9 protein-coding genes and 2 pseudogenes are annotated in these 14047 nt (G+C 42.0%); 3 read left to right on the forward strand and 8 right to left on the reverse strand.

From position 1 onward, the window contains the following. Positions 1-24 precede the first annotated feature (24 nt). The 3 genes from AACS90_RS05130 to AACS90_RS05140 are packed head-to-tail and all read right to left on the reverse strand — an operon-like array spanning position 25 to position 4321. Positions 25-450 (reverse strand): acyl-CoA thioesterase, encoded by a 426-nt coding sequence (locus tag AACS90_RS05130; protein ID WP_099121969.1) that lies wholly within the window; start codon positions 448-450, stop codon positions 25-27. Beyond that, positions 437-2101 carry an indolepyruvate oxidoreductase subunit beta family protein gene (locus tag AACS90_RS05135; RefSeq protein ID WP_241538235.1) on the reverse strand — a complete coding sequence of 555 codons (1665 nt, stop codon included), beginning with the start codon at positions 2099-2101 and terminating at the stop codon, positions 437-439. The genes AACS90_RS05130 and AACS90_RS05135 overlap by 14 nt, the downstream gene beginning before the upstream one ends. A 33-nt stretch (positions 2102-2134) precedes the next feature. Beyond that, complete coding sequence (locus AACS90_RS05140; RefSeq protein WP_099121970.1) at positions 2135-4321, reverse strand: thiamine pyrophosphate-dependent enzyme; 2187 nt, start codon at positions 4319-4321, stop codon at positions 2135-2137. Positions 4322-4964: 643 nt separating this feature from the next. Between AACS90_RS05140 and AACS90_RS05145 the strand changes: the two genes are divergently transcribed. Further along, positions 4965-6035 (forward strand): AraC family transcriptional regulator, encoded by a 1071-nt coding sequence (locus AACS90_RS05145; protein WP_099121971.1) that lies wholly within the window; start codon positions 4965-4967, stop codon positions 6033-6035. A gap of 49 nt (positions 6036-6084) precedes the next feature. On the opposite strand, the gene AACS90_RS05150 is transcribed toward AACS90_RS05145, so the two are convergent. Continuing rightward, positions 6085-6969: a radical SAM protein gene (locus AACS90_RS05150; protein ID WP_339373605.1), complete on the reverse strand. Its 885-nt coding sequence runs from the start codon at positions 6967-6969 to the stop codon at positions 6085-6087. Between the two features lie 599 nt (positions 6970-7568). Then, a pseudogene (locus AACS90_RS05155) lies at positions 7569-7670 on the reverse strand (nucleoside triphosphatase NudI); the annotation flags it as partial. A gap of 359 nt (positions 7671-8029) precedes the next feature. On the opposite strand from AACS90_RS05155, the gene AACS90_RS05160 reads away from it, so the two are divergent. Further along, a complete protein-coding gene (locus AACS90_RS05160) occupies positions 8030-8503 on the forward strand; it encodes a GNAT family N-acetyltransferase (RefSeq protein WP_099121973.1) in 474 nt (157 codons plus the stop codon). A 143-nt stretch (positions 8504-8646) separates the two neighbouring features. On the opposite strand, the pseudogene AACS90_RS05165 reads toward AACS90_RS05160, so the two are convergent. Continuing rightward, positions 8647-8885 (reverse strand): annotated as a pseudogene (locus tag AACS90_RS05165) (IS1/IS1595 family N-terminal zinc-binding domain-containing protein); the annotation flags it as partial. 348 nt (positions 8886-9233) lie between these two features. Between AACS90_RS05165 and hxpB the strand changes: the two are divergent. Next, entirely contained in the window at positions 9234-9875 is a 642-nt protein-coding gene (hxpB, locus tag AACS90_RS05170) for a hexitol phosphatase HxpB (protein WP_099121974.1), read from the forward strand. A gap of 163 nt (positions 9876-10038) precedes the next feature. On the opposite strand, the gene AACS90_RS05175 is transcribed toward hxpB, so the two are convergent. Together AACS90_RS05175 and AACS90_RS05180 are read right to left on the reverse strand one after the other, a co-directional pair. Next, entirely contained in the window at positions 10039-12321 is a 2283-nt protein-coding gene (locus AACS90_RS05175) for an alkaline phosphatase family protein (RefSeq protein ID WP_099121975.1), read from the reverse strand. A 417-nt stretch (positions 12322-12738) separates the two neighbouring features. Continuing rightward, entirely contained in the window at positions 12739-13605 is an 867-nt protein-coding gene (locus AACS90_RS05180; RefSeq protein WP_099121976.1) for a DUF817 domain-containing protein, read from the reverse strand. Positions 13606-14047 lie beyond the last annotated feature (442 nt).

Below are 14047 nucleotides of genomic sequence, written 5' to 3' on the forward strand. Positions count from 1 at the left end.
AATGATTATTGGATAAATGACTGGTTAGATAATTAATGGCTGGTTAATTAATGGATAATAAAATTCATCGGGTATGGGTATTGCCTGATGCGTATCCAGTGAGGTCGTGACATAAGTCTGAATTGCACTCATCCTTAATTCGCCTTCCTGACTGAAACAGCGCTGGCGTAGCTTGAGTGATTTTTTACCAATCTCTTCAACATTCAGTTCCAGCCAGACTTTATCGCCCATTTTGCTGATCGCCTTAAACTCCGCTTCCAGATGTACTGTTGGCAAGCCGAAACGGTGCTTAGCAATGTAAGCGGCATATCCCTCTGGCGTTAGCTCATCGAACCAGTCTTCCAGTAAGTTGTTGAACATCACAAAATATTGGGGATAAAAAACAATTCCCGCCGGATCACATTCAGAAAACCGAATTTTGTGAGACTGTACAAATTTATGCAGGCTCATTACTGACTCCTCCTCCGTTCTTTTTCAGGATGCTAGTTTCAAGATACTGCTGATATTCATGCAACTGACGTCCATCCTCATCGGCCAGTGCGGCTTCACGTAATTGTCTCAGATTGTGTGCCGACAGCTTCTTCCGATGGCAATCGACAAAGTTCATCAAAGTCTGAAAATTTTTCAGACCACGGGAGTACGTATCACCATATCCCTTCAGCAGTTGCTGACACTTCACAACTTCCACAGCCAGTGCCGGATCATGTTTTGCTGCTGCCACGACTCGTCGTAGCCAGTTGTCAATTCCTGCTGTTTCACGTTGAAAACGCAGGGTACGGCGGCGTATCCGACGTAAACCCGCCAGCATGTAAAGCAGTAAATATCCCCATATTGAGCTGGTCTTAATGACGTGACCGCGACTGAACAGCTTTGTCAGTATCCGGTTTATAGTGTGAGGACGGGATAACCAGCGGCCAAAACCGGCGGGTAAGGTGTCACAGATTTCTTCTGTTCTGGGATGCAGAAATTCATTAATTTCGACGAGCTGATACCTGTTTGCCCGTACATCCTGATGAACCCGTTTGAAACGGCTGGCACGGGTTTTCAGATCCGCCACCCGGATGATGTCTTCGTAAGTCATCCAGAGTGCCAGATGACGAGCCGCTTCACGCAGTAACTGTTGATTACTCTCTCCAACTTGACTGACCAAATGTTGCAGCCGATCAAGATATAAACTGGCATATTCCGGATCCTGATAATCTATCAATCGTCTGACAGCTTTGAGCGCCATTTTATGGATACAGGGCGGTAGATTTTCCTCAATACGTAATAAAAGCGCGTTCACATCATTATTATTAATGGGCTTGTTATTAATGGAATGGCCATTGTTCGAACTGCTATGTTTAACAAAAGTGTCATGTCCGGCATCGTTTTTATGCGCCGAATCACTGCGCCCGGAATGGTGATTACAGCCAGCAGGTTGCCCACCGGAAAGGGTTGCCTGTGCCCGGCTCAGTCCCAGACCAAATGCCTGTAAACTGGGTTTTATCCCGACTCCGCTCCTGATAATCGCCTGTTCAAACTGAATACTGCTGAATGGCAGGAGGCCTGTGCCACAGAGTGCTCCAAACAGGACAGAACTCATGACGCTGCCACACTTTTCCGCCATCTGCGCCATATCAAAATGGATAAAACAGCGGGCTGCCTGCTGTGACTGTCGGATTAACCGACGGCTATCCACCCGTCCATCACCCATTGCTGATTTTTCTTGCATAGTGAAAGCCCGATGCGTTGAGGCGATCAGCGTTGTACGATCCGGAGTCACAAAACCGCGCTGGACTGCACGTCCGGCTTCCATTAATTCAGAAGCCAGCACAATATCCACATCACCGGCAGTCGGCATTAATGCCAGTACCGGAGCCGGCGCATCGGGATCGTCCGAACCGGGGAACAGTTCAACGTAATATATTGTGGCTCCCGTCCGTTGCGCGACACCGGGTACTGAGGTCGTCTGAGCAAAGTAGCCATATGCTTCGGCCAGACTGACAATCCAGTCAGCCAGCACACCGCCTCCCTCACCTCCCATTGCCAGAATGGCAATTTTGATTGGCTGGGTTTTCATTTTCATCATCAACGAATTCATGGATGGCGATACCAACATGGTTTCCCCCTCAGGAATGACAGCGACAGTTTGTTAAACCTTATTTTGTTCACGACGCCTTATATCCCGGCGTTGCAGATAATGGATGAAACGTTTGCGAATACGGTACAGCAGCCGCTCCCAGCGGGAGGGATTAGTCACAATTCTGGCTCTGAAAAAAGAGGGGCATAGCACAGCCGCATGGGCAATTTCCCCGCACAATCCACATCCCACGCAACTGTTCAATACAGTGACTACAGGGTCAGTACGTAACGGATCAGGGTTTGTCTTAATGGAAAGGGAAGGACAGCCGGACAGACGAATACAGGAGTGATCGCCTGTGCAGGTATCAGGGTCAACGCCAAAACGCTCATGTACCACTCTTCGCCCAGCTGCCAGCACTTCTTTGTTTTCTTTTTTTATCCGGCGCTGTTTATTCAGCATACATTCACTTTGCGCAACCAAGACTTTCGGACCCTGTTCTGTGGTTGTCAGGGCTTCCCGTAACGTTTTGATCATGCGTTTAAGATCATAGGTACGCCTGATTGTACGTATCCATTTCACCCCAACCCCTTTAACGGCTTTTTCGATGCCATGCCCCGTGCTACGACTGGCATTAAAGGCAGCTGAAGATGGAATATCCTGCCCGCCAGTGGCAGAGGTATAGCTGTTATCCACAATAATGGTCAGATTATCGCTACGGTTAAAAACACTATTGGCAATACCGCTCGTCAAACCGTTATGCCAGAACCCGCCATCCCCCATCACGGAAATTGCCCGCTTATCTGAGGCTGACGCACTCAGTGCTGAAGCACTGGCTGTACCTAATCCATACCCCATTGTGGTATTACCCAGATTAAATGGCGGCAGAATAGCAAACAGATGGCAGCCAATATCCGCACTAATATGGTGTTGCCCCAATTCCCGTTCCAACAGTTTCATCGCAGTAAAAATCGGGCGTTCCGGGCAACCGGTACAAAAACCGGGAGGGCGGGCATGAACCGCATTGCCTGATGTTTCATTTCTCGCATCCGTGCCTTCCGTTTCCCCACCCGGTAAAGTCACTGATGGAATTTGTACCTGACAGGCGGCGGCAGGCACTTTGGCTTCAATCCGGTCATAACGCTCCAGAAAAGCACGAATTCCTGCCAATACCGTGGCTGTATCATATTCCCCCGCCATCGGTAGTAGATCCTTACCGTGTAGCCGAACCGAAATATCGTGCTGATGCAGGATACTGGCGACATTCTGCTCGACAAAGTTGGGTTGCCCCTCTTCCAGAACCAAAATTGCCCGTTTACCGTGGCAAAAACGGGCAAACTCCTCATCAATTAATGGGTAAGCCACATTCATCACATACAGTGGAATAGAACTTTCACCAAATACATCCGCCAGACCCAGTAAATTCAACGCCCGGATCACGGTGTTATAACACCCTCCCTGTAAGGCAATGCCTATATCATCCGCACCTTCAGCAAAGAACTCATTCAACGCATGCTGCTGAATAAAGCGCACGGCGGCAGGCCAGCGTTCCTGAGTTTTCTCTTTTTCATGCAAAAAACTGGCTGGCGGCAGAACAATACGGTTGAGGTCACGGGTCGGGTTTTCCAGTGCATTTTCAACCCTGAATGCCGATAACTGATTATCAGCACAGACAAACCGCCCATGTACATGGCAGGCACGAATACGCATCTGCAACATAACCGGTGTATGGCTGGCTTCCGACAACTCAAACCCCATCTTCACCGCTTGCACAATCGATGGCAGATTAGGGCGTGGGTCAAGCAACCAAATCTGTGATTTCATTGCAAATGCGTGGCTGCGTTCCTGCATAATTGAGGAGCCCTCACCATAATCTTCACCCACTATGATCAAGGCTCCCCCTACAACACCACCAGATGCCAGATTTGCCAGCGCATCAGAAGCAACATTTGTGCCTACTGTTGCCTTGAATGTCACAGCACCACGTAATGGATAGTTAACTGAGGCAGACAATGTGGCAGCGGCAGTGGCTTCACTGGCGCTGTTTTCAAAACGAATACCATATTCAGACAGGATATCCTGTGCGTCAGCCAGAACATCCATCAAATGAGAAATGGGTGCTCCCTGATAACCAGCAACGTAGGCAACACCGGATTCCAGCAGCGCTTTTGTGACAGCGAGTATGCCTTCTCCGCTGAAAACTTCGCCCTGTTTCAATCTTAACTTTTCCACTTCCTTCACGAAGGATCGTTCTGCCATGTCCACCTCGCATTTTATGCATCTTTTTTAATGCCACTGGATTTCGAATTACATCGCGGCAACAGAGGAATAACTTCCCGATAGATAACCGTATATTGATAAAAATGATGACCGGAGTGACTTAAGTGCAACCAATAAATAAGTTCAGGCAACTAAAAAGACAGGTATATGTATACACAACGGATTTCAAGATGCGTCGCGGCGGCAAGAGAGTGAGTCCCCGGGAGCATAGATAGCTATGTGACTGGGGTGAGCGAGCGCAGCCAACAAAGAGGCAGTTTGAAAGACGAAGTGTATAGTAGGAGTATGGGGAATATGAACTAATGATCAATACATGGACTGTCATGCATTGATCATTTATGCAGTAGCCGGATAGGTCATGCAAAGAATGGATATACGCTTCATCTTTCAGTTTTCAATCACAAAATACAGCCACTACAGCAGGTATAGAGATATTGGCTATGAATTATCGCCATGAACACTGAAATATCCATTCATGAATATATTCACGATGATATAGCTTCCATTTAGAAAAAATGTGGATACTGCTTATCAGAACATTGTATATACCTTATTAATTTCAGGAGTTAGTCAAAACTACGGCCTGAGAAACGACGGGTATGACGTTATGAGGTTTCTGATAATGACGAGCAATCCGTGGCACAACTATTACGTTGATAATAAATACGTTGATAATAAAAGCTCCGATTCAAGGTGTACGGACTCCAGATGTGCTGTATCTGCGATTGAGTCTCACCTCAGTTCTCCGGAACATCTGCTTTTTTCCTCCCGTGATCTTGATGAAACAAGATCAATGGTCGGGCGGGTGATGAAGCCCCATCAGCTTAATATACTGGGTAGCAGCCGAAAACTGAATGCCAGAATGCACTACATCCCCTTTGGGGATTTTTCCATCAGCCGCCTGCATTATGGCGCAAATGTTGAAATTACACCGGGTGCGCTGGATTCCTTTTTTCTTATCCAAATGCCGTTATCAGGCTGTGCCTCGATTGAAAGTGGTGGTCAGTATATTGACTCAACACCGAATCTGGCCTCCGTGCTCAGCCCGGATCAACATACTGCCATGCGCTGGAATGCTGATAATGATCAGTTTATGGTGAGAATTTCCCGCTCATTACTGGAACGAACTCTTGTCGGGCAATTGGGGCATCCTTTGGATCAACCATTGATATTTGAACTGGGATTCGAATGGCAACGATGCCAGACATGGCGCTGCCTGATGCTCTATCTGCTTGAATGTATAGTTCAGGTGCCAGATATCCTGCAATATAAGCTCATTACTACTCAGATTGAACAATTACTTTCTGTCACCCTGCTTTCCGCACATCAACATAATTACAGTGGTGATCCCGCTAACCACAGAGGTTCTATCCGGCCACGGCATGTGCGGCGGGTACAGGAATATTTGCAGGCTCACGCCCACGAACCCATTACCGCTGAACAACTGGCTCAGGTCGCGGGAGTTAGTTTGCGCAGCCTTTATTCCGGTTTCAGGGAGTTTCTGGATATCAGCCCGATGCAGTATTTACGCAATCTGCGTCTGGAACATGTCCGTACAGAGCTACTGGCGGGGGAAGCAAGCAATGTTACAGGAGTTGCCCTGCGTTGGGGATTTGCGCATATGGGGCGATTCAGCGCTGAATATAAAGCACGTTATGGCGAGACACCGAGTGAAAGTTTGCGCCGCGGATAAATACTGATAGCGGCCCAGAATGTGATGACTCCAGGCCATAAATTAAAGGTTACATAATTCGATATTTACTGCGGATATCCCTGATTTGAGATTTAAGTTGTCCACAGCCACCCAGAATTTCCGTACCATCACTTTTATCTGATATGCAGCGGAAACCAGCTTCAGTAAGTGCTTTTGCAAAAGATGGCATTTCTTCGGATGGATTCAGTATAATCCCATCTATGCTGCTGACTTCGTTCAGGTATTTCAGCTTAATAATAAAGGTGTCTTTATCCACCAGGTCTTTTAACCGGGCCAAATCTTCCTGCGAGTCGTTTATTCCCTCCAACATCAGGTAATTAACAATAACAGGAACGCCGGTGTTTTGATGGTAGATTGCAAAGTATTCAAGCAGGTCTTTAGTGCTGAATTTTGCTTTTGACGGGATCAACATATCACGTTGTTCATCCGTGGTCGCATGGAGAGAAATGGAAATAGTATCCAGAGGAAGGTCATAAAGTTTATCTGCGGTATGGCGAATACCAACCGAAGTCAGTGTAACCCGATTAGCCAGTGATTGGCTTTTAAATTCAGTAACTGCTCCGCTGATCTCTTTCAGATTCAGCATCGGCTCACCCATACCAGCAAACAGAATCGTATTGAGTTCCTGATTATCTCCCAGTGATCCGGATTCTAATAAATGTTCACGACATAATAAGACCTGTTGTACTATTTGTTCTGTCGTCATATTCCCCAATGATTTCTGCCTGCCAGTTTCGCAGAACACACAGCCAACGGCACAACCATATTGGCTGGAAATACAAAGATAAGGCAAATGTTGTTCGGTATGCTTAAAGAACGTAGATTCAACACTTTTTCTTAAGTCTGAATCACTGGCTGACAATAAATATTTTTTAGAGCCGTTGTCTGACTCCACCACTTCACTAATTCTCATCTTCATACCTTCTCAATCTTTTCAACACGGTAGCGCATGTCAGAGACCCTGCATATTTTCGTATTGGATAAAGTCAGATCAGATTGCATGACATCCTGATGTCTTAACCGGATCAATGAATAATTTTTTGAATTTCGTTCAGTTAAAGTGTGGAAAAATAACAAACATGACTACCCAATCATTTTTCGGGATCATCGTTGTCGCGGGAAAAATAGGTTGTTTTGGCTACTGTGTTTTGTAAAGGCCACTGTTTTTTAAAGGTCACTCAAGAATCTTGGCATTGATTCTGTGGGCTATTGATACCAGGACGTACTAACTCAGAAATTCTGGCCTTAGCTACTGCTTAAATTGGGCGAAGAGATACAACGCATTAATCACAATCAGTATTTCTGTTTTAGCACAACCGAATGCAGCATAATATCATTCAGGGTTTTTCGGAAGGATTTTATGACAAAAATTCCATTTTATATCGATAGATAACTCCATTAACCTGATTATTAAAGATTTTTATTCCCAAATCACGCTTGTAACGTTAATTCCACTCAAATCTATCGCCCCTGCCCTCATCATGAATGGCAGGGATGAGCCGGCAATAGCTGTCAAATTATTCCCTTCTGGGTAAAGGTAACCCGTGTTGCTTCATTCAGATCCATAGCTTTCATAGCTTCCGGTGATACCCAGACAACTTCCTGAAACTCCTCGCAAATAATACTTCATTTTATATGGTTATTTATTTTAAGATACTCTGTAAAGGATAGAACGCAAGTACCAACATATTTTTTTAGATTAATTATGCTAAGAATAAATTTTTTTAAGTTTTTTATCGGAGGTGAAATTTATTTTTATTAAATTATCTGATAATGAGATATTTTTTTGAAAATTTAAATACTTTACGATGTTAAGCTTCTTGATTATTTTATTTTATTCTGATTGAAAATTTAACTGATGATTTTCTTCAGGCTGTCTGTTAGTGTATTTACACATTAATACAATATTGGTTACATTAGTTTTACATGGTGTGCTGGGAATTTTTCGATTGCTGAAATAAACGGAGAACTGCATGATAACGCTAAGGAATTGTTACAAAGAAGAAATTATTTCATATTGCGATATTTTTATTGAAGAATATAGCAATGACTTAATAAAAAATCATCAACTAAATCGGCAGCAAGCTTATAATAAAGCTGATAACATTATTAAATCATCATTTCCTGATTATCAACCTGAGAAAAACAATTCATTATACATTATTAATAAAAGCTTTTCAGAACAATCATGCAATATAGGGTATATTTGGATTTTAGAAACACCGGAAGAGAAATCCATATTTATTATGGACTTTTATATATTACAGGAATATAGAAATAAAAAGCTTGGTTTTGAATCACTACAGAAATTGATGTCAGAGGTTGAAATATTTGGTATTAAATCGGTCAACCTACGAGTCGAACCTGATAATATAGCTGCAATTCGGTTATATGAAAAAATTGGATTTTATGCTACAGGTATCAATATGTCTCGAAAAACCAACTAAAAGGATTTTAATAATAAATCTCCAGAGAAATGAAGATATTAATAGTGAATATATTTCCTGAAATTAGATGGTTTTATTAATGGCACAGTGTTTATGTTAAAAACGGAGAGCATGAATCTGGGAGGGTCTATAAAGCTAAAGACCACGAGAGCATTAATACTGATATGCAAGTCGCTGATAGTATCACGGATACCCAGATTGTTTCAGCGACTTGTTCTTTCATTCCGGCTTGACAGGCTCGATAAGAATAATCAAGCTGAAAAGTACGGTTACAGCATAAACAACGATAGCGCTGGTGACCACACTTGCTGATACCGTGTTTTTTAACGTCCTTTGTTTGCGTTTGGTGATAAAACCAACATATTACTTCCACTGTGGCCATGTATATTATTTTGCAAAGATAAGCATAATAGATAAAGAACAATACTCTGAATACGAGATTTTTTTCAGAAACAGGATGAATCCGACGAGTACACGAAGAGTGAAATATTTGGTGTGGCATCAATAATTTTACCGATGTATTGATACCAAGTTTATATTAAAATATTAGATTTAATTAATTTCACCATTTTTATTGTGATTAATATCACAATAAAGAGATAAATAATAAGTTACAGAATGATGAGAGTATAATTATTATAATCTGATAAATCTGAAATTTAATAAAACGCAAAAAAGATGATTTTATTGCTATAGAAAAAAATTATGTATATAACCAAGCAAGGAGATAATGATGAAAGCAGTTATTTTCGATATGGATGGTGTGCTGATTAACTCTGAGCCACTATGGAAAAAATCTGGCATGCTAGTTTTAAATCATTATGGTGTTCCAGTGACCTATGATGAAATGTTTAATATGACAGGGATACCCGTACCAGGTATGGTAGATAGAGTCTGCCAGCTTTATAATAAAAATGATTTAAATAAATCTGAAATTGTAAAAGATTTTTTCAACAAAGGGATTGAATTAATTCTTACAGAAAAACCAATTATGGATGGTGTAGTGGAATGCTTGGAACTATTAGCGCAAAAAAATATTAAGATTGGTATTGCCTCTGCTTCTCCGTTATCCCTGCTGTTAAATATAGTCGAACAATGTGATATCGCTAAATATTTTGACTATATCTCCTCAGCAGACGATATGCCATATAATAAACCCCACCCAATGGTCTATCTCAATGCTGCGGAAAAATTAAATGTTTCACCTAAAGAATGTATAGGAATAGAAGATTCAAAAACCGGTATGATTGCAGTTAAAGCAGCTTCCATGAAGTGCGTTGTTATACCAAATAGCATTGAGTACGATCACTCATACTGGGATGTTGCCGACTGGAAAATAAAAACCATTTCTGAATTAAAAAATATCATCTAATTACCCAGAATTAAACATAGCTCTCATTATTTAAGGTATATTGAGAACTTTTTTTTCAAAAAAACTTAATATTCAATATGTTTTTTTACCGGTTATATATACCCAATATTTAATTGCAACAAATCAGCGTCAGATAACTATCTGACGCTGATAATTATTGTTCTCAATTTTTTGAGTGAACAGCATTAAGTCGGATCTCCAGTTTATCCAAAGCCTGTGTTGCCAGCCGGATGCTTCCAAGGGTGCAAATGCACTGAGCTTCCTGCTCTATTTCTTCAGGGGATAAAATACCTGTACAAAGTGTGTACACAATGCGAGTAATAAAGAGCTGATGTAACTCATTCATGGGCATGTCGAGCTGTTTAGGATCAAGCTCAGGAGCCTGTACACTGAGTGGTATGTCTTTGCGGAGATGCTTAGCCTGAAATACCGATTCAAAACTCGCAGCTGCCCGTATGCGATCACCTAACCACCAATTCGATGCCGGTATTCCCTGCCATTGCAACAAGGTTGAAAGAAATGATGTGGCATCATATTGGCGTCCTTCTTGCACTGAACGAAAGACTGTCGAATTTTCTATCCAGGGTGAAATGAGCACCGTCGGGACACGTACCCCAAGCAAATCAAAGCCAAAACCTCCCTCAGTATCATTACGATAAGCATTATTGGTATAAGGAGGTGGAACGTGATCATAGATGCCACCGTGCTCATCGAAAGTGATGATCAGCAGTGTCTGATCGAAGTCGGGTCCCTGACGCAAAGCATTGTAGATGTCCGCCACCATTTTTAAGCCGGGTGCCATATCTGATGGAGGGTGACAGGAGTTTGGAACCATTCCTGATGAGTTTCCAAGCCATGCGGGTTCAATGAAACTGAACGCGGGTAATGTGCCTGCTTTGGCTGATGATATAAATTCACTAATATCAGTGTTGTAATGATCAGTTTCCTGATCAACTTCTTTGATATGCCCTTTTAAAAATAATTGATTAGTATATTTCAGTCCTCCCCATGTAGCGTGATAATAAAGTTTCCAGTCCTTAATACCGTGAGCCCATAACACATCCCAGACTGAGGGACGACGAGGAAACTTAGGCCACGAAATATAGGTGTCTCCGGATTCGAAGTTCTCCGTTTTGCTGAAAGATGATCCTGTTAGCGAAAAAGCGCGGTTCGGATCAGTAGGCCCCGGCAAAGAGCAGAACCAAGTATCCGAAACCGCATATTGCTTCGCCAGCAGACTCATTGGTTCCAGCATACTAGGGTCGTAATAATGCATAACCTCATCAGGCGATTTTCCTCGGGAACCATAACTCTTGACGAAACCTTTCATTTCTGGAATATGCCCAGCATTGGGATCTGCGCCATCAAATAATTGTTGAATAATACCTGAGTATGAGTGATCGGGATCACCTTTGGGGTAATCTACACTTTGTACAGAGAATTTGGTCTGATAATAGCGCTGACCATTTTTGTCTGCATTCCAGTTCGTATTACTGGCGCCATCAAAAGGCTTATCAGACCCAATAAATTTCCCGACTTTATCCACGGTATAAAGATCACCGCACATATGGTCTAAGGAGCGATTTTCCAGCATCAGATAGACCACTTTTTTGATCCGTTGCCGCATCCAGGGAATTGTGCCCGGGCCATCAGCTCCGCCCTGTACTCCTGTTGGCAACTCTAATGGAACAAGCGGTGTTAGACCAAACAGTACGGTGTCAGCAGGTAAGGCACTCTCCCAGACGGTGATCGTTTTTGAAGGTAAACCCGGATGTGCCAGCGTTGGATCAACAGGCCACAAGGTAATATCGCGGGAATCAGGATCCCAGCCGACAATTCTGTCACCCATCGTGCAAAGTTTCGTGCTCTGGTCAATTGTCCACTGCATACCGGGAATTTGTGGTTCAGGCAGAATATCAGAGGCATTTCCGCCATCAAACATCCACGTCCGGCACTGACCATCATTCCTGTCCCGGCTGACGACATAACCTGCAACGGGTATTAAATCCGCATTCGTGATTGTTTGCCAGTGTCCGGTAATATTCTGTGGGCTATCGGCAGTAAGCATCAATGTATTACTGAATGGATCGAAACGCCGGCATTGATAGGCACCGGTATCTGGCTTGTATAACAGCAAGTAATTGCCTAAAGGAATAATTTCTATCGAAGGATCCAGCTCAGCACTCAGGTCTCCTTGTGTTATCAGAGACGGCAGAAAATCTGACTGAGCGATATCGACTTGCCACAAACGGAACTGGTTGGATGAGATTTCCCTGTCGATAACATAGTTACCAATGGGAATAAGTTGATGCCCTGATTTCACTGTCTGCCAATTGCCTGACTTAACTAAATGAAGCTCAGCAATATCAGAGTCAATAAACTGGTAAAGATTCCAGTCACCGGTTGAGGGTGTCCATTGGACAAGGAATTCATATGTAAGGGACATTGAACTTTCTCTCTATTGTTGTGTGTTAGTCAGGTAATAGCATCTTTTATTTAAAATATTTGATGCTATTTAGAATGATTTTTAATAAATGCTTTCATTTAATTTATTGTTTTTATTAAATGTAATTTAAGATCATTAACTCAAGGTCATTTTTAATGAAAAATTAATTTAATTAAAAGTATAGTTGCAAATATAAAAATATAAAAATAAACAACAAAAAAAGAGCGGTTAATTTATTAGGATTTATATAAATGAATATATTAAACACTTACCAATCTATTAAAATAAATAGATTTTAACACTCAAAGCCAATGCAATAGATGTAAAAATAAATATATTAATAGTTATATCACACCTCATCGACCTGAGTGGACAATGGTGGGGTGATTTCCTGAACCCCACCACTTCAAAACTACCCTAACGGGCAATTGCCACACTTGATTTGATATGTTTAAGGTGGACAACAATCGTAAAGGTCACAACGACCAATAATGACCATGCTCCCCACTTCCCTGCATGAACAACAGACCAAGCGCCTAACTGATTAGGATATTGCCAAACCCCAAAAAAGGTTCCGAAGTTTTCCGCTAACCAGATAAAAAAGCCAATTAATATAAACGATAATAATAGCGGCATTTTTCGTTCTTTATCCAATGGCGTATAAAAAATAGTGCCACGGGCATACAACCCAAAAATAAAAGCCGTCAGGTACCAGCGATAATCATCAATATAATGATGGCTAAAGAAATTGATATAAATAGCCAGCGCTACCAATGTTGCCATCCAGTACGGTGGATAATGCTCAATGCGCACTTTAAAGAAGCGCCATGACTGTATAATAAAACTCCCGACAGCGGCATACATAAAACCTGTAAACAACGGGACTCCCCAAAGTTTCGTGAACGCGGCATCAGGGTATTGCCATGAACTGATAGAAGCTGATGTTTTAAATAACTCCATGATAAAACCAACTAAGTGGAATACACATATCGCTTTAAATTCATCCCATGTTTCAAGCTTAAATCGTATTAACAGTGCCTGAAAGGCTACTGCAAAGACCAACAGCACATCATAACGCGGTATATCCAAGATACCTTTTACCGGCACTAAAAATAAAGCTAAAAAAAAGAAACCGGCAAATAAACACGAACGGGCATTAATCAAACCAAAGAAAAGAAACTCTAAAATAAACCGTTTAACACCTGTGCTATTATTGGGCTTATGCTCCATTAATATTTTGTCAATTCTATTCAGAACATTAAATTTCTGGTACATACTTTCCATTCAATTAACCTATTGTTGTTAATTCACTACAGTAATCCCTATTTCACGTCACAAATTCTAACAAAATATGGCATGTTATACACTTCGTCTTTCAGGTTACTTTTTTATTATCTGCACTCGCTCACCCCTGCCACCGCGATGCATCTTGAAATCCATTGTGTATAAAGAGCTAATATTGATTTTTCTGGTAATCACCTGCTCTTTTATCCCGAATGACAGGCTTAACTGTTGTGTTCGTAAGGTTCACTAAAACAGAAATCACAGACTTCCTTACAAACATTTCTCATCTATTTAATCTTCAATCAGCAAAAACCTCTATAATGCTGCACTAAAAGCAGCCGCTTCTGTTTCCAGAAAATAAACAACCAATACGTTAAAAAAACAAAGATGATAACTTGATGTAAATCAATTTAGTCATTATTGACGAAACGAAAAGTACCAG

Origin of the sequence: Xenorhabdus sp. KK7.4, assembly GCF_963876465.1 — a bacterium.
Taxonomy (GTDB): Bacteria; Pseudomonadota; Gammaproteobacteria; order Enterobacterales; family Enterobacteriaceae; genus Xenorhabdus; species Xenorhabdus stockiae.